General features: G+C 47.2%; 19 protein-coding genes. 11 read left to right on the top strand and 8 right to left on the bottom strand.

The genetic code is table 11. The features are described from left to right. Positions 1-9: 9 nt before the first annotated feature. Positions 10-3,324: a SusC/RagA family TonB-linked outer membrane protein gene (locus A4R26_RS24890; RefSeq protein ID WP_081169242.1), complete on the bottom strand. Its 3,315-nt coding sequence runs from the start codon at positions 3,322-3,324 to the stop codon at positions 10-12. A 382-nt stretch (positions 3,325-3,706) separates the two neighbouring features. Continuing rightward, positions 3,707-3,994 (bottom strand): GlsB/YeaQ/YmgE family stress response membrane protein, encoded by a 288-nt coding sequence (locus A4R26_RS24885; protein ID WP_081169241.1) that lies wholly within the window; start codon positions 3,992-3,994, stop codon positions 3,707-3,709. Between the two features lie 347 nt (positions 3,995-4,341). Here A4R26_RS24885 and A4R26_RS24880 point away from each other — a divergent pair, with 347 nt between their 5' ends. Next, on the top strand, positions 4,342-5,055 hold the full coding sequence (locus tag A4R26_RS24880; RefSeq protein ID WP_081169240.1) for an RNA ligase family protein: 714 nt from the start codon (positions 4,342-4,344) through the stop codon (positions 5,053-5,055). Further along, positions 5,018-6,142, top strand: coding sequence for an AAA family ATPase (locus A4R26_RS24875; RefSeq protein WP_242675010.1), 1,125 nt, complete (start codon positions 5,018-5,020; stop codon positions 6,140-6,142). Before A4R26_RS24880 ends, A4R26_RS24875 begins: the two co-directional genes overlap by 38 nt. A 49-nt stretch (positions 6,143-6,191) precedes the next feature. On the opposite strand, the gene A4R26_RS24870 is transcribed toward A4R26_RS24875, so the two are convergent. Then, on the bottom strand, positions 6,192-6,683 hold the full coding sequence (locus A4R26_RS24870; RefSeq protein ID WP_081169238.1) for a hypothetical protein: 492 nt from the start codon (positions 6,681-6,683) through the stop codon (positions 6,192-6,194). Positions 6,684-7,021: 338 nt separating this feature from the next. On the opposite strand from A4R26_RS24870, the gene A4R26_RS24865 reads away from it, so the two are divergent. Next, positions 7,022-10,105, top strand: a complete 3,084-nt coding sequence (locus tag A4R26_RS24865) for a T9SS type A sorting domain-containing protein (RefSeq protein WP_081169237.1) — start codon at positions 7,022-7,024, stop codon at positions 10,103-10,105. Between the two features lie 220 nt (positions 10,106-10,325). Here A4R26_RS24865 and A4R26_RS24860 read toward each other — a convergent pair whose 3' ends face one another. Both A4R26_RS24860 and A4R26_RS24855 read right to left on the bottom strand, forming a co-directional pair. Continuing rightward, entirely contained in the window at positions 10,326-12,488 is a 2,163-nt protein-coding gene (locus A4R26_RS24860; protein WP_081169236.1) for a xanthine dehydrogenase family protein molybdopterin-binding subunit, read from the bottom strand. Between the two features lie 63 nt (positions 12,489-12,551). Next, positions 12,552-13,034, bottom strand: coding sequence for a (2Fe-2S)-binding protein (locus A4R26_RS24855; RefSeq protein ID WP_081169235.1), 483 nt, complete (start codon positions 13,032-13,034; stop codon positions 12,552-12,554). A 264-nt stretch (positions 13,035-13,298) separates the two neighbouring features. Between A4R26_RS24855 and A4R26_RS24850 the strand changes: the two genes are divergently transcribed. From A4R26_RS24850 to A4R26_RS24815, 8 genes are all read left to right on the top strand, one after another. Next, positions 13,299-14,456 carry an XdhC family protein gene (locus A4R26_RS24850; RefSeq protein ID WP_081169255.1) on the top strand — a complete coding sequence of 386 codons (1,158 nt, stop codon included), beginning with the start codon at positions 13,299-13,301 and terminating at the stop codon, positions 14,454-14,456. Between the two features lie 43 nt (positions 14,457-14,499). Continuing rightward, positions 14,500-15,090 (top strand): nucleotidyltransferase family protein, encoded by a 591-nt coding sequence (locus A4R26_RS24845; RefSeq protein WP_107685898.1) that lies wholly within the window; start codon positions 14,500-14,502, stop codon positions 15,088-15,090. 136 nt (positions 15,091-15,226) lie between these two features. Next, positions 15,227-16,207, top strand: coding sequence for a GTP 3',8-cyclase MoaA (gene moaA, locus A4R26_RS24840; protein ID WP_081169234.1), 981 nt, complete (start codon positions 15,227-15,229; stop codon positions 16,205-16,207). A 10-nt stretch (positions 16,208-16,217) separates the two neighbouring features. Further along, on the top strand, positions 16,218-17,399 hold the full coding sequence (locus A4R26_RS24835; protein WP_081169233.1) for a molybdopterin molybdotransferase MoeA: 1,182 nt from the start codon (positions 16,218-16,220) through the stop codon (positions 17,397-17,399). Positions 17,400-17,557: 158 nt separating this feature from the next. Continuing rightward, on the top strand, positions 17,558-17,791 hold the full coding sequence (locus tag A4R26_RS24830) for a MoaD/ThiS family protein (protein ID WP_081169232.1): 234 nt from the start codon (positions 17,558-17,560) through the stop codon (positions 17,789-17,791). A 168-nt stretch (positions 17,792-17,959) separates the two neighbouring features. After that, on the top strand, positions 17,960-18,406 hold the full coding sequence (locus A4R26_RS24825) for a molybdenum cofactor biosynthesis protein MoaE (protein ID WP_081169231.1): 447 nt from the start codon (positions 17,960-17,962) through the stop codon (positions 18,404-18,406). Positions 18,407-18,555: 149 nt separating this feature from the next. Then, positions 18,556-19,470 (top strand): bifunctional molybdenum cofactor biosynthesis protein MoaC/MoaB, encoded by a 915-nt coding sequence (gene moaCB, locus A4R26_RS24820; protein ID WP_081169230.1) that lies wholly within the window; start codon positions 18,556-18,558, stop codon positions 19,468-19,470. A 289-nt stretch (positions 19,471-19,759) separates the two neighbouring features. Beyond that, complete coding sequence (locus tag A4R26_RS24815; RefSeq protein ID WP_081169229.1) at positions 19,760-20,437, top strand: SRPBCC family protein; 678 nt, start codon at positions 19,760-19,762, stop codon at positions 20,435-20,437. A gap of 137 nt (positions 20,438-20,574) precedes the next feature. Here A4R26_RS24815 and A4R26_RS24810 read toward each other — a convergent pair whose 3' ends face one another. The 3 genes from A4R26_RS24810 to A4R26_RS24800 form a co-directional block, all read right to left on the bottom strand. Further along, on the bottom strand, positions 20,575-21,078 hold the full coding sequence (locus A4R26_RS24810; protein ID WP_081169228.1) for a response regulator transcription factor: 504 nt from the start codon (positions 21,076-21,078) through the stop codon (positions 20,575-20,577). A 103-nt stretch (positions 21,079-21,181) separates the two neighbouring features. Continuing rightward, positions 21,182-21,769 carry a hypothetical protein gene (locus tag A4R26_RS24805; protein ID WP_133054769.1) on the bottom strand — a complete coding sequence of 196 codons (588 nt, stop codon included), beginning with the start codon at positions 21,767-21,769 and terminating at the stop codon, positions 21,182-21,184. A 214-nt stretch (positions 21,770-21,983) separates the two neighbouring features. After that, a complete protein-coding gene (locus A4R26_RS24800; protein ID WP_081169226.1) occupies positions 21,984-22,679 on the bottom strand; it encodes a FadR/GntR family transcriptional regulator in 696 nt (231 codons plus the stop codon). Positions 22,680-22,982: the final 303 nt, after the last annotated feature.

The raw sequence follows: 22,982 nt of genomic DNA, 5'->3' as shown, positions 1-22,982 counted from the left end.
ATAAGGTTATCAGAAACTTGCACTTATGTTAAAACCAAAATTCCGTTGCGAGGGCTGGGCTGTAAAGTCGAAGCCCTGCAAATTGGTGGCGCCTGCGGAATTGATCTCCGGGTCGACATACTTATTCTGTGAAGGCGTCCACAAAACCAGGTTGTTCCCGAAGATGCCGAAGGTCAAATCCCCAAATAGAGAATTTTTAAGTACATTCCTTGGGATTTTATAGCTCAGGCTCACTTCACGCAGTTTTACATACGAGGCGTCGATCACATTACGGCCATAAGGCAAATTGCTGAAATAGTCCTGGGGCAGCACTTTCGCGTCGGTGTTGGTGACCAGTTTATCTGACTGATCATAATAAACCGAGTTGGGGAACAAATAGGGTTCGCGGCCATACTCTACCGTTTCCCAGGAAGTGCCTACAAAGGCCATTATATCTTTTGTGCGTGAAACAAATTGTCCGCCCTGTTTTGTGTCGAACAAAACACTCAATGCAAACCCTTTATAACGGGCATTCATTCCCCAGGAGGCTATGTAGTCAGGATTATAGGAATCGAAATATACAGCGCCCGGCGTTTCCAGCGGAATACCGGAAGATGGGTCTACGATCACTCTTCCTTCTTCATCGGTCAATACATCCACACCATAAAAAGTTCCATATGGTTTTCCTTCTGCCGCTACGGCCGACATATCGGCCAAACCGCCCAGCGAAACCTGCGTTACGCCTTCCAGTTGAAGATCAACCACCTTGCTGCGGTTGCGGGTATAAGTACCAAACAGTTCCAGTGAAAAGCCCGACTGTGCCCGTATAGGTGTACCGCGCACGCTTAATTCAACTCCTTTATTTTCCACTATACCGCCATTGATAACTTTTGAAGTAAAGCCCGACGCTTCGGAAATCGGAATAGTGAGGATCTGGTCTTTCGACCTGTTTTTGTAATAAGTGAAATCAAGGTATAACCGGTTGTTCCAGAAATTCATTTCCGTACCTACTTCCCAGGCTGTTGTGATCTCGGGTTTCAGATCAGGGTTTGCGATCCGGCCAAACCTTGTTAAGCCGGGTACACCGTTAAAAGGAAATGTAGTGCTTCCGAAATTGCCTTCTATTTCCGGTCTTGCATAATAATTCTCCAGCAGGTAGGGGTTGGCATCGTTACCAACCTGTGCTATACTGGCGCGTAGTTTACCATAGTCGAGTATGTCGGCCAGCCTGCTGTTCCTCATCAATTCCGTAAACACGAACGAAGCGCTGGCGCTTGGGTAAAAGAAAGAACGGTTGTTTTTCGGCAGGGTCGACGACCAGTCGTTCCGCGCTGTAAGATCGAGGAAGAGCGTTTGATCGTAGCCTAACGTAAGTTGCGCATAGATGCCCATCAGGCGCCGGCGGCTGAAATCGTTAAAATTGTATAACGGCCCATTACTGTTATCGAGATTGTACCAGCCTGGAACGATCACCCCGAACGATTCATTGGTGCTTGCATCGAGCAGGGTAGCGGTCCTTTGCCTGATGTTATGCCCCAGCAACAGGCTGGTGCTGAGATCGCCAAAGTCTTTCTTACCGGTTATCATAAGATCATGTACAATTTCGCTGATGTTGAAATTGTTTTCCCGGTATTGTCCAACTTCCGACTGCACATTCGAACGCGAGTAGTTGCCGGTTTCTTCATCGGCAGGGTAATAGGTGAACTTAGGGTATTTAAATCTTCTGCGGTCTGAGTATACATCGGCGCCCACTCTTTCCACCACGTTCAACCATTCCGTTGGTTCCCAGGTGATGGTGAAATTACCCACAATCCGGTCTACATCATTTTCATTTTTATAATTCTGCAGAATAAAATATGGACTAACGGTATAACCGCCATAAAAGCCATATACCTGTTCACCCCGTTCATTTAAAAATCCATAACCGTTATAGGGATTGCTCAGGTCGCCCAGTTTGTCAATAGGAATATCGCGTGGCGTTTGAAGCAGGTTGTCATAAACCGAGCCCGGGCCCTGTCCGCCCTGTACCAGATTGCTGTTCACCCGGCTATAGTTAAGGCCAATGCTGGCTGAGAATTTATTAGTGAATTGCGCGGAACCATTGAAGCGTGCATTGTAACGGTTGTAGGTGTCTTTGTCGTCGGGCATGATACCGTCGGAGTTCAGACTATTGAGAGATAAGTAGAAAGTAGTCTTTTCTCCCGACCCGGCGAATGTTGCGGTGTTACTGATCATCCTTCCCAGCTCAAAAAATTTCCGAACATTTTTTTCCTGTGCCGAATACGGTTTTTGTTGCCGAACACCATTGATCTGTTGTCCCCATTCCTGCATTTCGCCGGTAAATGGGGGCCCCCAGCTCCAGTTCTCGATAGGATCGTTGTAATATTCCAAAGAGCCATCCGGCAGAATATCAATTGCATACCCCTGGCCAAAACTATTCTGGAACCGCGGCAGTTTCAATACATTAGAGAATGTGACGGTTGAACTAACGGTTACTTCATTCTTCTGTCCTTTTCTGCCCGATTTCGTTGTTATGATAATGGCGCCGTTCGAAGCTCTTGACCCGTATAACGCGGCTGCTGTGGGGCCTTTCAAAACGGTGATCGATTCTATATCTTCCGGGTTGATGTCATTTCCGCGGTTACCGAAGTTCACCGTACTTCTTGGATCAACCACACCGCTATTTTGAGTTGAACGAACATCGCTTCCGCCAAGGAAGTCAGAGTTATCGATGGGAATACCGTCTATAACCATCAACGCCTGGTTGTTGCCCGAAATGGAAGAACCGCCCCGCAACACGATACGGGAAGAACTGTTGGGTGCGCTGGATGTACTGGTGATATTTACGCCCGCCACTTTTCCCTGTAATGCATTTAACGGACTGGTATTGCGGCCCGTAAGCAGTTCTTCGCTTTTAACAACAGGGGCGGAATAGCCAAGCGATTTTTTATCGCGCCGGATGGCAATGGCGGTAACCACCGTTTCAAGGAGCATACCGCTTTCCACCTGTAATACAATATCGATCACCTGGCGGTTTCTTACAGGCACTTCCATTGTTTGATAACCTACAAAGCTGAATACCAGTGTTGCATTGGCTTCAACATTGTTGAAACTGAAAGTTCCGGCGGCATCTGTTGCCGTACCGGTATTTGTTCCTTTTATAGTTACCGAAACCCCCGGTAGCGGTTGCTGGTCAATTGCGGAAGTTACCGTCCCTCTGACGGGAATAAATCTTTTTTCATCAGCTGCATTTGCTAAGCGATACTGTAGAAGAATAAAGGTGAGCGTAAGGGCTGTGTAAATCAACAGCCGAAGCTGGCTTTGGTGAGGTGCAGAAAATCTCATATGCGGTCAGTTTTATCTGTGCACAAAAAGATCTGTTCAGTCAAATAATGTGTTTGCACATTAATTGGCAGTTTTACAGATTTAACAAAACAATTGCTGAAAATTTCATGCCTCGCAGGTTAAAAGTTTTCATGAGAGAGGTATCTCGTAATGTTGATTTGAAATTTTAATTTTGGGCGGCCAGGGTTTTTGAACGTTTGATCGATGTCGAAGTTTGCAATGACGGGCGTGTGTAAAAAAGTTGGTGATGTTAATCTGCGCGTAGGGAACATATCAATTTGTAATAAACGAAGATGGCTTTATGACGCAAAAAGAAAAGGCAGCATGTTGTCGCTGCCTTTTACTGAGTTGAAAAGTATGATGGAATGCCCTGTCGAATTATTTATATGCGGCGCCCGAAAATAGCCCCCCGTATCAGTGCTATTATGAGGGTAAAAAGCGCCGACCCCACAACAGCCCAGATGATCGGAAATGTTTTTCCGCCAACTCTGATGGCAAATATTTCAGGCAGTCCGAATTTGCCTGCCAGCCATAAGCCGATGTATGCGCCGATAAAACCAACTACTATTGAAACCAGGCAACCGCCCAGATCGTAGCCTGCCAGAGACTGTCCAACCGCCCCGCAAATGGCGGCGATTACAAGAAGTATCAATAACTCGGTGAGTGTCATAATAAACAGGATTTTTCAATGTTTCTGTTGCAATTTGAATGCCGTAGTGCCTAAAGGCCTGGAAATTCTAAATTTACGGCATAAAACACTTGCTTTAACCAGGTTCGGCAAATATTGCCGGCTGTACCGGCAAAGGATGCACGTATTTAACGCTTCATTTTGATTACACCGAAAAAAGTGTAATTTTGCCCTCAATTCGAAACAAGGTAAAGCCTGTGTTATGTAATCGCCTCCACATATAATCCTTTCTCATTGATACGCTTCATTAAGAGCGTTACAGCTTTTCTTTTATCTTAACAATTTTGAAGGTGCTGTTTTTGCAGCCCTGATCACGTATTACTTTGTTTATGCAATCAGAGAAATACGGTCGCACGTATCATTATCCCTTTTCGCCGGGAACAACCAGTGATGACAGGATCAATTATGATTATTGGAGCGACCTTCAACAAATAAAAACGGTAGTACATACCGAAAAGCTCGACGGTGAAAATAACTGTTTGAGCAAAAGGGGCGTATTTGCGCGTTCGCACGCGGCGCCCACCACTTCGCCATGGACGGCCACGTTGCGGGAATTCTGGCAACGGGTGAAGAACGACCTCGGCGGCCTGGAAATCTTTTTAGAGAACCTGTATGCGGTGCATTCCATAAGGTATCAACAGCTCGATCATCATTTTTATGTATTTGCAGTGCGGGAACAGGATCGCTGGCTAAGCTGGGAAGAAGTACAATTCTATGCAGCTATGCTCGATCTGCCTGCCGTGCCGCAGATTGAAATGGAACACACACCTGGCGACAGGAAATTGTTCGAGCAGAAAATAATGAACATCGTAACAACTGCCGGTGCTTTTGAACCGGTTGATACCGCTACCGGAAAGCGATGCACGCTGGAAGGTATCGTAAGCCGGAATGCAGCCGGTTTCCATCGCGATGAGTTTGCGCACAATGTTTTTAAATGGGTGCGCAAAGGGCACGTAAAAACAAACGAGCACTGGACGCGGAACTGGAAACGTGCAGGTTTAAAACATGAAGGAGGACATTATGTGGATGTTAACTACCAATAAAGACTGGGATAGTTTAGAAGAAAAGTTCGATTGGGTACAGGATATGGAAGCGGTTCCGCAAGATCCCGTGCATCATGCCGAAGGCAATGTGGCCATTCATACGCGGATGGTGATGGAAGCCCTGCAGCAGCTGGCGGGTTATAAGCGCCTGCCGGCGCAGGAACAGGAAATATTATGGGCGGCGGCATTGTTGCACGATGTTGAAAAACGCTCCACTACGGTGCATGAACCGGATGGCAGTATTACCTCAAAAGGGCATTCAAAAAAAGGAGCGGCAACAGCGCGGCAAATTTTATATACCGAACTGCCGGCGCCTTTTACGATCAGGGAACAGATCGTACAGTTGGTGCGCTTTCATGGCCAGCCCATTTGGGCTATTGAAAGAAGGGACCCGGCGAGAACGGTGATAGAAACCGCCCTGATGGTGAACACGCAATTGTTATCCCTGCTGGCAAGGGCTGATGCATTGGGAAGAATATGCGATGACCGGCACGACCTTTTGTATCGGATAGATCTGTTTGAAGCATTGTGCCAGGAACATGATTGCTGGGGAAAGCCAAAAGCGTTTAAAACGCCCAATGCGCAATACCATTATTTCAATAAACAGGGCAGCGCGCCCGATTTTGTTCCGTATGATGATTTTGGCGCCACCGTTGTTATGCTTTGCGGTTTGCCGGGCTCAGGAAAGGATACTTATGTGCGGCAGCATTATAAAGACTGGCCTGTTGTTAACCTCGATGAAATACGCCGTGCGCATAAAATATCGCCTACCGATAAAAGCGGGAATGGCACGGTAGTACAGCTGGCAAAGGAACAGGCGCGGGAGCATTTGCGCAAAAAGCGGTCTTTTGTGTGGAACGCCACCAATATAACCAGGCAAATGCGTTCACAACTGATCGACCTGTTTGTGACCTATAAGGCCTATGTAAAAATAGTATACGTAGAAGTGCCTTATCAAAAGCTGCATGTGCAGAATAAACACCGAGAGGCGGTAGTGCCTAAAAATGCAGTGGATAAGCTGGTTGCCAAACTGGAGGTGCCTGCGCCCTGGGAAGCGCATGAAGTGAGTTACTATATCAAAGACTGATGCGGAAATAAAAAGTGCCACATCCTGAAAGTGTGGCACTTTTATGATCCTATTTATTTTTAATTCTTGTCACTTCTTTTTCTTCGGGAACAAACTCCGTTCCGTTTGGGCGGCGAACTCTTTCCACCACGAAAATGTACCTGATATTTTGAAACGGCACCCAAAGATCGTCATAACCGGGGCCGGGATGGTAACTGCGCAGGCAAAGCGCTGCAGAACCGGTGTTTTCGTCAGTTGTATCGATAGCCCTGGTGCCGGCGGGGCTTTTCAGCAAACAGAATTGTTCTCCTTTGTATTCAATAATAAAAACCATGGGGCGGTGCAGGGGTATTTCCGTTATGTTATCAACGGTTAGCAACCGGCCAAGGGTAAGACTGCCGCCGGGAATGGAGCCCGGGGTATTATCCGTCATGCTATCGCCCACATTCGGAAACCAGTAATAATTTTCACCAGGGAGTTTATCGGGCGCATCGATATAGTACCTGGGTTTGCCCAAGGCGGCTTCCAGGCCGTTCAATCCTTTATTGTTATCGCTTTCCATACGCGCCCCGGTTTATATATAAAGATACAACTCGTATAATTAAGAGCATTCGTCATTCGTAAGCTTCGTTATTACAGTTTAAACATACCTGTTATGCGTTGGAATAAAAGAATAGTACATCAAAAAAATAAGATATTCCATTTTTAACCGGTTGCAGGGTAACTAATTTGCCATATGCGATTGCGTTGCTATGTTCTAACCTGATAGCACTGTCGCTCCCCTGTACGAAATCATTTCATTTTATTGTTTGTTAGCTCAACCTGGAGGTTGTTCCGGCTACTGATTTCCGGAAGCCATTTATTTATTACTGTTCTACAAAACCATTTTAAAACTAACGTATGCTTTGCTTTCAACGAGCTACAAAGTGTGTATGCACTTTATTTGCGACCCTGCTATTTGTTGGCTGCTATTTTACGGCTTTCCCGCAAAATCCTGTTCACAAGATCGATCTCAACCAAACCGGCCGGCCCGATGCAGAAGTACTGGAGCCGGGGTACACCGGGTGGGCACTGCCTGCTGCAACGCTCGATACCGCAACGATTTCACTAAGCGGTGGTGTTACCGTTAAGCTTATCAGAAAGGGGCCGTATGGCGATAAGCTCAGTACCAACTGGTACAAGGCCGGTATACAAACGCCTTTTTTTGCCCGTTTGGTATGTGATGGCGTGCGGGTAAATAGTGGGAACAGCGGTGCGCAGATAGAGATGCGCATCAGCGGTTTGCCGGCCGGCCGGCACAGTTTCCTTACTTATCATAACAACGTCGATAACCCGGCTACCAACACCTTCGCCCCGATCGATGTGTATGTAAATGGCGTAATGAAATACGATAACCTCGCATTGAGCGTTCGCGAAACCATTACTTCCAATGTGCCTGTCGCTTATATGTATGCCGATGCCCTGGCCGGACAGGATGTGGTGTTATTATTTGTTGCCGATACCACCACCGGCGCTTCCAACAGGAATTTTATGCTCAACGGCATCGAGCTCAATACCGCCAACCCGCTTTACCAGGCAAAATTGCCTTTCCCGGCGCATGGCGATGAACATGTTGATGCAGATAACGGCACCCTGAACACCAGTTGGACGAATGCCGCCAATGCGGTAGCCAGCCATGTATATATCGGCATCGATTCTGCTGCTGTTGCCGGCGCAACGCCTGCTTCGTCGTTATACAAAGGCCGGTTAACGACTACGGCTTATACCGCTTCGGCCCAATACAGTATGAATTCGTATTACTGGCGGGTCGACCAGGAGGATGCCGATGGCAATATCACCAGGGGGAATATCTGGTACTACCGCCCGCGCCAGCTGGCATTTAAAGATGCAGAAGGGTATGGCCGGTTTGCCCGCGGCGGCCGCGGTGGCAGGGTGGTGCATGTAACCACGCTCGATGACAGCGGCCCCGGCAGCTTGCGCGAAGCCGTTACCAATGATATTGGCCCGCGTACCATTGTATTCGATGTGTCGGGTATCATCACCCTAAATTCGCGATTGACGGTTTCACAGAACTATATAACCATTGCCGGACAAACCGCGCCCGGTAAAGGAATTTGTATTAAAGGCAATCCCTTTGGCGCAGGTGGTAAAGATATTGTTATACGTCACCTGCGGGTACGGGTAGGCGGTACGGCTACCACCGATGGTATGGGCTGTGTGGGCGATTTCAGTATCGTTGACAACTGCTCCGTCAGCTGGACCATCGATGAAGCATTCAGCTCGCGGAACGCCAAAAACGTAACCCTGCAACGTACCCTGATCTCGGAAGCGCTGAACGTAGCGGGCCACCAGAACTACCCGGCGGGAACCGCACACGGTTATGCCGCAACGATCGGTGGCTATATCGGAAGCTTCCACCATAATTTACTGGCGCATTGCGAAGGCCGCAACTGGAGTTTGGGCGGCGGCCTCGATGGTAATGGCTACTATTCAGGTAAACTCGATATTCGTAACAACGTCGTGTACAACTGGCGCGGCCGCACTACCGATGGAGGCGCCCACCAGGTGAATTTTGTAAACAACTATTATAAACCCGGCGCCGCAAGCCGCATTTTTGTTGCGTTAACCGCCGATCATGAAGGAGTAGGGCTGGGTACCCAGCAATATTATTGCGAAGGCAATGTAATGCCCGGTTATTTTGATGAAAGCACACAGGACCTTGGCCGCCGCATTCGCATAAGCAATGGCGCCATTGTAAACTGGACAACCTTCGTGAGCTCGCCATTCTTTGATTCCCACATTGCAACCCAAACGGCCAAAGACGCCTATAAGCGCGTGCTTTCGAATGTAGGCAGTAACCAACCTGTTTTCGACGATCATGATATCAGGGTTGTGAATGAAACGTTGAACGGCACTTATACGTATTCGGGAAGCGTATCGGGGTATCCGGGTTTACCCGATAAAGAAAGCGATGTAGGCGGTTGGGAAAACTATCCGGCCATACAACGCGACGCTGCATTCGATTCCGATAATGACGGTTTACCCAACTGGTGGGAAACGCTAAAAGGACTAAATGTAAATTCAGGCGCCAATGATTTTTCAGATGCCAACAGCGATGCCGATATGGATGGCTTTACCCAACTGGATGAATACCTGGAGTGGATGGGCGGCCTGCACTATTTTATTTTGCCTGCCACACCTTTTTCGCTCGACCTGAAAACGCTGGCCCGCGGGTATACCAATAACCCCGTGTTTATAACTGCCAATGCGGTGAACGGTTCTGTAGTGCCTGATGCCGCTAACCCCGGTACTGTGTTGTTTACCCCGGCAGCAAACGGGCTGGCCTCATTTGAATTTACAGTAACCGATGCTGAAGGAAGCGCCATGACACGCACCGTGAATATACTGGCCACTCCCGATGCGGTGCTGCCCGTAACCCTGGTTAATTTCAAAGCAAAAAGAAAAGATGCGTCAACCGTAAGCCTTAACTGGCAAACGGAACAGGAGTCGCACAACGATTATTTTGAAGTGCAGCGTACATTCTCACCCGGTAGTCCGTTTACGACCATAGGCAAAATCGACAGTAAGGCAGATAACGGCAACAGCCCGGTAAAACTGGAATATGAAACGCAGGACGTCAACGATCATAATGGCGTAACATATTACAGGCTGTTGCAGAAAGATTTTGATGGCAAACAAACCGTTTCAGCAATTCGCACAGTGAATGGCAGTGATGCAATACCACAGGTGAAGGTTTGGCCGGTTCCGGCAAGAGGGCAATTCAATGTATTGCTTACCAATGCGGATGGAATTACTGTTGTGCGGATTTATAATGTCGATGGCAAAATGATTGGAAAGGAAGAAACGCTTGCCAGCGGCGTAGTGAAGCCATTTACTATTTCAACATCGGGTACTTATTTTATAAAAGGAGTAAATAAAGCAACGGGTGAAGTGGTCTTTATGAACAAGGTAGTGATTGAATAATTGCTTCGTACCAGAACTTAGTTTAATGCTGTGCATTATAGATGGTTCACGCTTTTAGGCAACTACGGGATGGTCATTACTGGCCGTCCTTTTTTATTGACTATACGTTCGTTCCCGGCATCCCGCATCGGGTAAAGTCCACAGAGCGTAACCTCAATAATAAACCCCGTTCTGGAAAACCGGTGACGGGGTTGCCTGATCTTGATTTTCTCATCTGCTCTTACACCTCATTCATATTGAACGGCAGTTTGCGTATCCGCTTTCCTGTAAGATCGAAGATCGCATTACATAATGCCGGTGCGAATGGTGGTAAGCCCGGTTCGCCTACGCCGCCGGGTTTCTCTTCGTTTTCCATAATATATATTTCCATATCGGGCACATCGCTTATGCGCGGCATGCGGTATTGATGAAAATTCGTTTCAACTGCTTTGCCATCGGTAAAATTCGTTGCATGTGTTGTTGCAGCGCCCAATGCCATTACGATGCTGCCTTCTACCTGTGCTTTGATGATATCGGGGTTCACATACCAGCCGCAATCCATTACAGCTACAATGCGGTCGATCTTTAATTTACCATCGGCCTGTTTCGACACTTTTACCGCTTCGCCCACTATGCTTTTAAAACATTCGGTGATGGCTACACCCCAGCCGGAATTTTTGCCGCGCGATTTCCAGCCCGTTATTTCTTCCAGCTTGTCAATAATGGCGAGGTAACGTTCATCGCGCAAATGTGCGCGCCGGAGATCGAGCGGATCCTTTTCGGCCGCAACGGCCAGTTCATCGATAAAACTTTCATAGGCAAAACCATTGGTAGAGGAATACACCGAACGCCACCACATTACAGGTATCGGCGATTCGGTTGGTATATCTGAAAAACTATAATGATCTATCGAATTTAAATACGGTTCGGGCAAACCTTCGGTGATGCTGTCGTTAAAGCTGGTTTTATCGGCGCCCGGGTTTTGATGGCCCATGTTCTGCGCTGCCATTTTTGTTTGAAAGGCTGCAATGCGGCCATTGTTCAACCCGGCTTTGCATTCATACATGGCGCCGGGGCGAAAAGGCCCCTGTGTCATATCATCTTCGCGCGTCCATACTACCTGTACAGGGGCTTTTATTTCTTTACTTATTAATGCGGCTTCGGTAGTGTAATCGGTAAAGGCTTTCCGGCCAAAACCGCCGCCTAAAAAAGTCATATTAACCGTTATTTTATCAATGGGTATTTTAAGGCGGTCGGCCAGGTCGCGCTGGATCCAGTCGGGCCCCTGAATTGGCCCCCATATTTCCGCTCTATCCTCTTTTACATCGGCCACGCAATTCACCGGTTCCATACAGGCATGCGCTTCGTATGGCGTTTCATAAACGGCTTCCACTTTTTTTGAAGCCTTTGCAAACGTTGCCTCGAAATTGCCGCCGGTGCGTTGTGATAAACCGGGTTTTTTCAGATCTTCTTTCATGCGGTTGTACAGTGCGGCTGTATCGAGGTGTTCAAAACCGGTAGTATCCCATTCTACTTTCAGCGCCTTGCGCGCCTGCATGGCGGCCCAGGTATTGTCGGCAACGATGGCTATACCTTCCCTTACGGTGTTGAACACCGGCATATGTACTTTAATGACGTGTTTAACGCCGGGCATTTTCTTTACGGCGCTGTCGTCATAACTTTTTACTTTTCCTAAAAAGTGCGGACTGCGTTCTACCACGGCATACAACATGCCGGGCAGTTTTTTATCCATTCCAAATTCAGCCCTGCCATTGACCTTTAAAGGCGTATCCTGCCGGGGCAATGGTTTGCCAATGAGGTTGTATTTTTTTCTTTCTTTCAACACCACCTGTTTGGGCGGCGTAAGCTTCGAAGCTTCTTCTACCAGTTCGCCGTAACCGAGTTTTTTGTTGCTTGGGCGATGAATGACCTCGCCATTTTGCGCATAGCATTCATCTTTCGGTACACTCCATATTTTGGCAGCCGCTTCAATCAGCATTTCGCGGGCAGTGGCGCCGGTTCTCAACAGGTGTTTCCAGGCGCCGCGAACGGTTGAACTGCCGCCGGTTATCTGGTTGCCGTATTTATTCTGGTGACCGGGCGCAAAGGAGATCGACACCTGATCGAGCGAAACTTCCAGTTCTTCGGCAATCATTTGCGGAACCGCCTGGTATGACCCCTGGCCCATTTCGGAGCGGTGGTTGAGAATGGATACGCTTCCGTTCTTATCAATAGAAATAAATGCGTTCAGTGCAATGCCGAGGTTTTCGGCGGTGGAAGCGGTAACGATGGCCGCAGTTTCCCTGCCCAGTGCAGGGAAGTAAAAACCTATGGTGAGCGCAGCGCCGGTGAAACTGCTTAATTTCAAAAAGGCGCGGCGATCGATGGAATGTTTTTGTTGCATAACGAAGTTTGAGTTAACAGGTAGAAGGTTCGGCGTACCGCCAATGCTGCCATGGCAGTGGCACTAAAAACCTTTAGCCGGCGGTTGTTTCATCATGGCTGCCGCCTTGTGAATGGCTTTACGAATGCGGGGATAGGTGCCGCAGCGGCAGATATTTCCCTGCATGGCCATGTCGATATCGCGGTCGGTAGGATTGGGATTTCGTTTCAGCAGGGCCACTGCCGACATGATCTGCCCGGTTTGGCAATAACCGCATTGCGGAACCTGTTCAGCGATCCAGGCCTGCTGCACGGTGTGCGAATTATCGGTGCTCAACCCTTCAATGGTGGTTATTTTCTGCGTGCCTACGGCCGAAACAGGCATGGTGCAGGAGCGAATGGCATTGCCGTTCAAATGCACGGTGCAGGCGCCGCATTGCGACATACCGCAGCCATATTTGGTACCGGTTAAATTCAACAGATCGCGCAGAACCCATAGCAGTGGCATTTTGGGATCAGCTTCTACGGAAAAAGAACTTCCGTTGATACTGAGTTTGTACGAAGCCATAAAATTGAGTGATTTGAACCTTTAAGTTACGACAGTGCGGAAGAGGTTCCTGATAAATTATTCTAATAGTGACCAAAATATGCCCAACGCCGTTGGTCGAATTTGCATCAAATTATGTGTTTCAACTGTTGTAACTTTAGTGGAGATGTGTTAAAAGAATTACATCTGAAATGAGCCATAAAAAATTCGGGCAATTTCTTTTGTTAATGATGAAAATTTTATGGTGGGTTCCGTTTGGCAAATGAAAAAATTATTGATTATCAAATGAAAGAAATACAGGCCATTATACAGGCCTTCGAGGAGGCGCAACAAAAGGGGAAACAGACCGCACTGGCCACCGTGGTACATGTACAGGGTTCTTCCTACCGCCGGCCCGGCGCGCGCATGTTGATCACCCAGGACGGACAGCTTACCGGCGCCATCAGCGGCGGTTGCCTCGAGGGCGATGCCCTGCGTAAAGCATTGCTGGTGATGGAGCGGCAGCAGCCCATGCTGGTGACCTACGATACAACAGATGAAGATGATGCCAAACTGGGTGTTGGCCTCGGGTGCGAAGGCATTATACATATTGTTATAGAACCGATATTACCCGCGCAACCCGATAATCCCATACGATTATTAAAGACCATCAACAGCCAGCGGCAACATGCCGTGCTGGTAATGCTTTTTTCGCTGAACGACCGGCGCGAAGTACAGCCGGGCACCTGCTTACTTCAATTACCGGGCGGCACCGTTACCGCGCGTATGAGCAATGATGCATTGCAGCAGGCATTGACCACCGACGCAAAAACCGCCTTTATAAACCAGGTGTCGGCTACAAAAACGTATGTATCGGAAGGCAAACAATTCACGGCATTTATCGAACTCATACAACCGGCTGTTTCGCTCATCATCATCGGAGCGGGAAACGACGCCATACCCGTTGCGCAAATGGCGCATTTGCTGGGTTGGCGGGTAATGGTAGCCGATGGACGGCCTGCGTATGCAACGCCTGCCCGGTTCCCTACCGCCAGCCAGGTGCTGGTAGCAAAATCAGACCAGGTACTGCAACAGGTTGCCGTTGATGCGCAAACCGTTTTTGTGCTGATGACGCATAATTATAATTATGACCTCAAAATATTCCGCCAGTTATTAACACAACGCATTACCTATATTGGTATGCTGGGCCCGCGTAAGAAACTGGTGCGCATGCTCGATGAATTAAAGGCGGAAGGCATAGTGCCAACGCCTGAACAACTGGCAATGGTATATGGACCGGTAGGATTGAATATTGGCGCCGAAAATGCCGAAGAGATCGCACTATCGATGGTGGCAGAAATAAAGGCGGTTATTGCCGGCAGAAATGGCGAATCATTGCGCAACAGTGCCGATACCATTCATCCGCGGGTAGAGAAGGAGATTGAGGAAGTGAAGGTTGGTTGAAAAGCTTAAAGGTGTAACAGGTTACTTATTAAAATCATCAGGAATGACCATCTTTCATACAGATATAGTAATTCTTGCCGCAGGCGCATCTTCCCGGTTGGGACGGCCAAAGCAATTGTTACCCTGGCAGGGTAAAACACTGTTGCAACATGCGGTGCAAACGGCAATGGCCATCACCACGCGGCCGGTAGTGGTAACGGGCGCCAATGCCGATCAACTGGTAGCCGGGTTGAACCCTGCCCAGGTGCATGTTGTTTTCAATCCCGACTGGGAGCAGGGGATAGCTTCGTCGATCCGGTGCGGTTTACAGGCCCTGCTCGATCGCACGCCATCGCCCGACCAGGTGATCTTTATGGTTTGCGATCAGCCGTTCGTTTCGGCCGCTTTGCTGTTGGAACTTATCAATGAGCGGCAGGAAAGCAACAAAAGCATTGTGGCCAGTGCCTATGGCGGTACCCTGGGTATTCCCGCCCTGTTCGATAAATCCCTGTTTCCCCAACTGCTTGATTTGCAGGGCGACACGGGTGCGAAAAAAATTATACAGCAGCACCCCGACGAAGTGGTTCCGGTACCCTTTCCAGAAGGGGAATTTGATATAGATACGGAGGGGGAGTATAGGAAGTTGACGAGTTGACCGGTTGACGAGTTGACAAGGAAAATACAACCGTTAAAAATAGATAAGTCTGAATATTGTCAGGTTTTCAAAGTTGAGGGTCCCTGTCAACCTGTTAACTTGTTAACCTGTTAACTAATAACTAACTTTACGGGTAATGATAATTGATCAGTTTAACAGGGTGCACGACTATTTGCGGATCTCGCTGACCGACAATTGCAATTTTCGCTGTTTTTATTGTATGCCTGAAGAGGAGTATGAGTTTACGCCCGCCTCAAAACTGATGCAGGCGCATGAGATAGAGACTATTGCGAAAACGTTCGTGAGCCTGGGCGTAAAAAAGATCAGGCTTACCGGCGGGGAACCGCTGGTACGTAAAGATGCCGCCGATATTATTCTGGCCCTGTCGAAACTGCCGGTTACCTTAACGCTAACTACCAATGGCGCCCGCCTGCATGAATTTCTGCCCACGTTAAAACAGGCCGGTATTACCTCGCTTAATGTTAGTCTGGATACGCTGCAGGCCGATAAATTTCAACTGATCACCCGCCGCGACCAGTTCAAACGGGTATACGATAATATTCACCTGTTGATCGAAAACGACATTCGCGCCAAAGTGAATGTGGTGGTGATGAAAGATTTCAATGACCAGGAGATCAACAGTTTTATTGCCTGGACAAAAAACACGCCGGTGCATGTGCGTTTTATCGAGTTCATGCCGTTTCAGGGAAACCGGTGGACGAGCAACAAGGTGCTCACCTGGCAGCAAATATTACAGATCATAGAAGCGGAGTATTCGTTCCTGCCGTTAAAAGGTGAGCTGAACGATACCGCAAAAAAATACCTGGTACCGGGCCACGCCGGCACCTTTGCCGTTATCAGCACCATGAGCGCGCCGTTTTGCAGTACCTGCAATCGCATGCGACTGACCGCTGACGGCAAAATGAAAAATTGTCTTTTCTCCCAGGAAGAAACCGATCTTCTTACTACCATACGAAACGGGGGCGACATCATTCCTTTGATCCGCCAGAGTATTCATGCCAAGAAGAAAGAACTGGGCGGACAGTTCAATACCGATTTCGAGCACCTGGAAGCCAGTGCTATTCAGAACCGCAGCATGATCACCATCGGAGGTTAATACCAGCGACATGATTTCTGTAACAGAAGCAAAAAATATGATCCGCGACAATGCCACTGCATTGCCGCCGGTAACCATTCCATTACAACAGGCGGCAGGCCGCGTGCTGGCAGCCGATGTAACAGCCCAAACGGATATTCCTGCATTCGATCAATCGGCCATGGACGGTTATGCTTTGTCGTTTGCCGGTTATGAGTTGCATAAAACATTAAGCATCCAGGGCGAAGTGCCCGCCGGTGCGCCCGGACTGTCGACACTGCAGGGCAACCAGGCCATGCGCATCTTTACCGGCGCGCCCGTTCCTGCCGGCGCCGATACGGTCGTTATGCAGGAAAAAACGGAGGTGAACAACGGGCAGTTACATATTCACGATGAGCAGTTGAAAACCGGGCTGAATGTGCGCCCCAAAGGTTCTGAAATAAAAGCCGGGGAAATGGCGCTGCTGAAAGGCGATGTACTAACGCCAGCGGCTATAGGCTTTCTGGCAACGACCGGTGTATCGGAAGTAACGGTTTATCCCACACCGGTTATGAGTATCATTGTAACCGGCAACGAACTGCAACAGCCCGGCAAGCCATTACATTACGGACAGGTATACGAATGCAATTCGTACCAGTTGCGGGCAGCATTGCAGTCGTTACTGATAGAAGAAGTGCCGGTATTCGAAGCAAAGGACGATCCCCAAACGGTAAAAGATACTTTACAATATGCGCTCGACAATAGCGACGTGGTGTTATTGACGGGCGGGGTAAGTGTAGGTAATTATGATTTTGTGCCGCAGGCAGCTGCTGAATGCGGGGTTACTACCTTGTTCCATAAACTAAAGCAACGGCCGGGAAAACCGCTGTTTGTGGGCCGAAAAGGGAAAAAATGGGTATTCGGGTTGCCGGGTAATCCATCGTCGGTGCTTACCTGTTTTTATGAGTATGTTATTCCGGCGCTTGAGCAACTGATGCAATTGAAACCGGTACTGAAAACAGTACTGGCGCCGCTGGGCAGGGCATACTCAAAAACAGCCGCGCTCACTTTCTTTTTAAAAGGATATTATGACGGGAAAACGGTTGTGCCGCTCGATTCGCAGGAATCGTACCGGTTGAGGTCCTTTGCCATGGCCAATTGTTTACTGGTTTTGCCCGAGGAAAAAATGGAGTATGGAGTGGGGGAGGAGGTGGAAGTTCATTTGATTGCCTAGTTCACAGTTCACAGTTCACAGTTCATAATTCATAGTTCGTAGTTCTCGGTTGGTGAGGTTTTGACATTTGAAAAAGCTGCCTGGTAACCGGAAACCGGTAACCGGCGCTGCTATAAAGGAATTAAGTAAATTTGTGATACGGAAATAAACTAAATAAAATGCCGGTACAGGTTATTGTGTTTGGACAACTTACAGATGTTATGGGGAACAATCCCGTAATGATAGAGAATGCGGCGGATACCAGCGAATTGATAGATCAGTTGAATCAACGTTATCCGGCGCTGGTGAATAAACCTTATATCATTGCCGTTGACAAACAGATTGTAACCGGGCATACCGCGTTATCGGGAAACAATACGGTAGCTTTATTGCCGCCATTTGCGGGGGGGTAGGTTATCGTGAAACGGCAAACCCCGACTATATCGGGGCAGGCTGTGAAACGGCAAACTTAAGCGCGGCCTTCTTTGGCAACCGGCTCGAATTTCGGGCGGTGCAAGGGCTTAAATAAATTTAAAAATTCGCGAGGCATTGACCATTGACCATTCACCAAATAGCACATCATGATCACAGAACGCAAACCAAAGAATATATTCACCCAGGGACCCATTGCGGCTTCCTTTATTGCTGACAGCATTCAAAAGCACAATACCAAAACAAATATTGGGGGGCATAGCATTTTCCTGGGACAGGTGCGTGCCGATGTGATCGAAGGCAATACGGTAAAAGCGATAACGTATACTGCTTATGAAGAAATGGCGCTGGAAAAAATGCACCTGATAAGGGAAGAGATCTTTGCAAAATATCCGCTGGTGTGCATGCACGTGCATCACAGTCTGGGTACAATTGCAGCCGGCGAAATTTGTTTGTTTGTGTTCACATCATCGGCACACCGCAAAGCCGCCATCGATGCCTGCAATGAAGTGGTGGAAAGATTAAAAGCGGAATTACCGATTTGGGGGAAAGAGATTTTTGAAGATGAAAGTTATCAATGGAAAGAGAATAAATAGAATTATTGAATATCGAATGTTCAATTACGAATGTAAAAGTTAAATGCAGAATGAAAAAGGGAATACAGTTCCCGGTTGCCGCGCTGTATTTGCTTATAGCTTGCAGCTTACGGCTTATAGCTTTTTTTGACTCACTTTGATCCAATTCAATGATAAATATTACTAATAAAGTATCCAGCTTAAGACAAGCCACCGCCACTGCAATTGTAAAAGTATCAAAACAGGAAACGATAGATGCCATCCTGCAACGCAAAGTGCCCAAGGGCGATGTGTTTGAGTTCAGTCGCGCCGCAGGATTACTTGCCATAAAAAAAACAAGTGATGTTATTCCCGATTGTCATCCCCTGCCGGTAGAGTATGCAGGCATTACGCATACGATTGAAGGATTGAATGTGATTGTAACGGTAGAAGTACATACTATTTATAAGACGGGGGTAGAAGTGGAAGCCATGCATGGCGCATCGGTGACGGCGTTAACGATGTACGATATGCTGAAGCCGATCGATAAGGAGATCGAGATCAGCACCATAAAACTCGTCAATAAAAAAGGCGGCAAAACCGACTTCAAAGATGCTGTTTCCAGGAACCTGCTTTGCGCGGTGGTCGTTTGCAGTGACAGCATTTCGGCCGGTGATAAAGAGGACAGGGCCGGGAAAGTTATTCTGCAAAAATTAAAACAATATAACCTCAACACGGGTTTGTACAAGATCATTCCCGATGAAAAGGATGCCATACAATCAACAGTTAAACAACTGGTGAACGAAAAATATAATCTCGTTTTGTTTACCGGTGGTACCGGTCTTTCTCCCCGCGATGTAACGCCTGAATCTATTGAGCCCTTACTCGATCGTACCATTCCCGGTATTATGGAAGCGGCGCGGCAATACGGCCAGCAGCGTACACCCTATGCCATGTTATCGCGCGGCATAGCCGGTTTTATCGGTAACACGCTGATACTTACACTGCCAGGTTCAACCCGGGGCACCGAAGAAAGCATGGATGCGCTGTTCCCTTACCTGCTTCATATTTTCAGAGTGGCTGAAGGAATGCGGCATGACCAATAGGCAACAGGCGAAAGCCAATAGGCATAAAGACGAGAGGCCGCCTAAAAAAACTAAAAACTAAAAACTAAAAACTGAGAACTGTGAACTGTGAACTAAGAACTGTGAACTGAGAACTATGAACTGAGAACTGAACAACTGAATAACTGAACAACTCCCCGTTTGTAGAAAAAAAGCAACAATTTCACCCTATAGGTAATAATAGTAACGGTTGTCCCCCCAACGTGGGTGGTATAGTATTTTGATACTTAATGCAATACTATACTAACTATCCACTTAAAAATTATTCCTTATGCACACCAATAGGGACAAATTAATGAGCGCAGCCACCTGTCAGCGGCTGGCTTCCGTAGCGGGAGGAGTTATGCTGATCGGCAGTGCATTCAACAAAAATTCTTCCAACCGGTTTTTAAAGGCCGCTGTAGGTTGTTTTCTCGCCTATAAGGGTATCGCCGGTAAACGCACCTTTAGCGAAGTATATCATTCAATAGAAAAAGTGGCAGCAGGCCGTACACTCAATATCAGGGTGTCGATGATCGTAAATAAACCTCGTGAAGAGGTATATGCCATGTGGCGCAATTTATCGAACCTGCCTTTGTTCATGAAACACCTGCAAAAGGTAGAAGAACAGGATGAACTGTTCTCTAACTGGGTAATGGAAATTCCCGGTAAGGTTGGTACGTTGCAATGGCATGCAGAGATCGTTAAAGAGCGTTATGGCGAAATGATCGCCTGGCAAAGCCTTCCCGGTTCATCGATCGATAATGCCGGTAAAATAGGTTTTCGCGATTCATTGGGCGGACAGGGAACTACGGTCGATGTAGTGCTCACGTATCATGCGCCGTTAGGAAAGGCCGGAGAACAGGTTGCCCGCTTATTTACACCGGTATTCAAAAGGATGCTCGAAGAAGAGATCAGCGGATTCAAGGATTTCGTTGAAACACATCAAACAATCTTAATTCCAAGATAGGACGGGTGCGATGGAAGAATTCGGTTTATTATCGAATTCAAAGGAAACCAAATTCCAGAATCAAAATCTCATCATCGAGGTTTAGTTTTGGAATTTGGTTTTTTATGTTGGATTTAACCGGAGACCTGTGTTCCCTCTTAATTAGGAACATATTCTTTCAGGTGAACGGAGTCTTCAAAGAAAGAGGTAAGTATGAGCATGTCTTCAGGACTGCACAATTTCATTCGGTTTTTATCAAATACAGGCGCAATAACTGCAGGTGGAGCTGCCACCGATAATATACTGTTCAGGTGCTCCAGTAACTTCTTTTCGCTCACTACATTGGTATTTTCCGGTTCAACGGTATGTTTGGGCCAGATGTTGGCATACATCTCCTCTTCGTACGTTTTACCTGAAAGGAAGAGAATGGGAACTAATTTATTCACCTGTCTGATCCTGCTTGCCAGTATGAAATTTGTACGTGTCGCAGATTGATTGTTGTCAAGCAATACCAGGTCGGGATTTTTATCAGCGTAATATTGCCATGCTTCAGCCGTATTCATACAGTACCATACCCGGTAACCTGCCTGTTGTAATACGCGTTTTACAAAGAGGCCCAATACCAAATTATCTTCTGCCAGTAATATAGTCACCCTTTTCATAATTCGTAGTAATGACGTTTACAAACGATGATTAATTGTGTTGACTAACAAAAAATTTGGGAACAGGTTCCATCACATAAAGGGAAACCTGTACTTATAAGAGTTATTTAACATTACTGTAAGAAAGATCGCTGAAGTAGGTCACCACGCCCTCCAGGTTCACCTGCAGCACCATTGTTTTGTTACTGTTCGAAAGCATAACAAAATAATTGTCTGCATCATCGAACGCATTACCATATAAAACCATATCACTGCCGTTGTACGCATTGTCGTTGAACAGGATCACCTGGTGAGCGGCATAGCCGCTATAATGCTTCTCAATATATTTACGGGCGGCTTCAGGTAAAACGGAATACTCTACTGCCGTTGTAGTGCCTATGAGGTCATGGTTGTAATCATAAAATGCTTTCCATTCTTTTCCGTTCAACGTGAATTGTGCTTCTTCGAAACCCGCTCTTCTCCAGCTTACATTGGCAGCATTCGGGAAATCGGTTTCAAAGTGTTGCCCGGTGGAACAGTTGGGTAACGTGGCTGCTTTCTCTCTTCTTATACTACCGGTCTCTTCTCTTGGTGATCTGTTCAACTTAAGTGAGGCGAAATGAATGGGCTCATTCAGCGAAACCACTTCCTGGGAAAATGCGGCTGCTGCTGAAAGCATGAATATGCTGCCGAAAACGATTGCGTGTTTCATATCGAACATTATTGCGTGATAGTTTATTACTACGATATGACGGCAGAAAAGTTTAAAGTTTATTCAAAAACTTTATTATTAACCGGGGAATAACGGGTGTTAAAGAAATGCTAAGGTCTAATGGCCAAAGCCTGAGTTTAAAAGCGAAAAAGCAAATACAATCTTTCGTATGTATTTGCTTTCGGCTTTTGGCTTTCGCCTGTCACTGGCTGTTCTACAGATGATCGAGGTGTGGCATCAAATGCTTGCGCATTGCGTTCGGATACGCTTCGGCATTGTTGCTGTATAATATTTTTACAAGATCGGCATGGGTTACCGAGCCAACAGAAGTATGATCGAGTTTCGATTCGTATTCTACCACATATTCAAATACCGGCATTAAAATATCCTGGAAACGTTTCAATGTTTCATTGCCCGCCATTTCATATAAGGTGGAGTGAAAATCAACTTCGCAGCGTATACGCTCAATTTGAGTAGTGGCTTTATGTTCACGTTCAACTATGGCATCCAGTTTTTTCAGGTGCTCCTCCGACTTACGGCGGAACAACAGATCGCCCAAACCTACTTCCAGCACCAGCCGCAGTTCGAACAATTGTTTACGAACATGTTCATCGAGTATGGTAGGATGAATGATCAGCTCGAGGCCTTTCATTACGTCGGGTTGTGTAAGGATCATTCCGCGTTTTTTACGCGACTCGATCATCCCGAGCATCCGCAAACGGCTGAGCGCCTCACGCACCACATTGCGGCTAACCCCTAATGCCTGGGCTATTTCGGTTTCTTTCGGTATAGGGTCACCCGGTTTAATAGAACGCTTAATGATGTACTCACGCAGGTGGTTTTCCACCTGGTCGGCCATCGTAGTATAAGCGATAGGCTTCAGTTTAAAAAGATCTTTTTCGATGCTCATATGATCAAAAGTAATAAAAATTAGGTGAATATGTAAGACTTAATATTAAGCCTGTTTTAGGTGGGAAAATGAAGTGTTATAAAATGTTCATATGGGATTTTTTGTTTACACAATCGATTGCATAACCTGCCTGTAAAACAGCCCCGACATGACCTGCCCGTAGCAAAAGGTTCATTTCCAAAGCTGGTGATTTTATATACCTAAGATATTGACATAAAGCACACTGTACAGTTATGAAGAAGGGAAGAACCGACAGTTCCTGGTTGCCACACTATGCGTAGAACAGGTAACAAAGTTATCATG

The organism is Niastella populi (assembly GCF_002078015.1).
GTDB classification, from domain to species: Bacteria; Bacteroidota; Bacteroidia; order Chitinophagales; family Chitinophagaceae; genus Niastella; species Niastella populi.
The sequence above is the reverse complement of the archived record's forward strand: the minus strand, read 5'-3'. Positions and strand labels throughout refer to the sequence as shown.

Bases quoted from the DNA above. Each gene is read 5' to 3' on its own strand.
- A4R26_RS24810 (WP_081169228.1), bottom strand. From the start codon at position 21,078: ATGAAAAGGGTGACTATATTACTGGCAGAAGATAATTTGGTATTGGGC.
- A4R26_RS24850 (WP_081169255.1), top strand. From the start codon at position 13,299: ATGAAAGAAATACAGGCCATTATACAGGCCTTCGAGGAGGCGCAACAA.
- A4R26_RS24880 (WP_081169240.1), top strand. From the start codon at position 4,342: ATGCAATCAGAGAAATACGGTCGCACGTATCATTATCCCTTTTCGCCG.
- moaA (WP_081169234.1), top strand. From the start codon at position 15,227: ATGATAATTGATCAGTTTAACAGGGTGCACGACTATTTGCGGATCTCG.
- A4R26_RS24890 (WP_081169242.1), bottom strand. From the start codon at position 3,324: ATGAGATTTTCTGCACCTCACCAAAGCCAGCTTCGGCTGTTGATTTAC.
- moaCB (WP_081169230.1), top strand. From the start codon at position 18,556: ATGATAAATATTACTAATAAAGTATCCAGCTTAAGACAAGCCACCGCC.
- A4R26_RS24885 (WP_081169241.1), bottom strand. From the start codon at position 3,994: ATGACACTCACCGAGTTATTGATACTTCTTGTAATCGCCGCCATTTGC.
- A4R26_RS24855 (WP_081169235.1), bottom strand. From the start codon at position 13,034: ATGGCTTCGTACAAACTCAGTATCAACGGAAGTTCTTTTTCCGTAGAA.
- A4R26_RS24805 (WP_133054769.1), bottom strand. From the start codon at position 21,769: ATGAAACACGCAATCGTTTTCGGCAGCATATTCATGCTTTCAGCAGCA.
- A4R26_RS24830 (WP_081169232.1), top strand. From the start codon at position 17,558: ATGCCGGTACAGGTTATTGTGTTTGGACAACTTACAGATGTTATGGGG.
- A4R26_RS24845 (WP_107685898.1), top strand. From the start codon at position 14,500: ATGACCATCTTTCATACAGATATAGTAATTCTTGCCGCAGGCGCATCT.
- A4R26_RS24825 (WP_081169231.1), top strand. From the start codon at position 17,960: ATGATCACAGAACGCAAACCAAAGAATATATTCACCCAGGGACCCATT.
- A4R26_RS24870 (WP_081169238.1), bottom strand. From the start codon at position 6,683: ATGGAAAGCGATAACAATAAAGGATTGAACGGCCTGGAAGCCGCCTTG.
- A4R26_RS24875 (WP_242675010.1), top strand. From the start codon at position 5,018: ATGAAGGAGGACATTATGTGGATGTTAACTACCAATAAAGACTGGGAT.
- A4R26_RS24835 (WP_081169233.1), top strand. From the start codon at position 16,218: ATGATTTCTGTAACAGAAGCAAAAAATATGATCCGCGACAATGCCACT.
- A4R26_RS24800 (WP_081169226.1), bottom strand. From the start codon at position 22,679: ATGAGCATCGAAAAAGATCTTTTTAAACTGAAGCCTATCGCTTATACT.
- A4R26_RS24865 (WP_081169237.1), top strand. From the start codon at position 7,022: ATGCTTTGCTTTCAACGAGCTACAAAGTGTGTATGCACTTTATTTGCG.
- A4R26_RS24815 (WP_081169229.1), top strand. From the start codon at position 19,760: ATGCACACCAATAGGGACAAATTAATGAGCGCAGCCACCTGTCAGCGG.
- A4R26_RS24860 (WP_081169236.1), bottom strand. From the start codon at position 12,488: ATGCAACAAAAACATTCCATCGATCGCCGCGCCTTTTTGAAATTAAGC.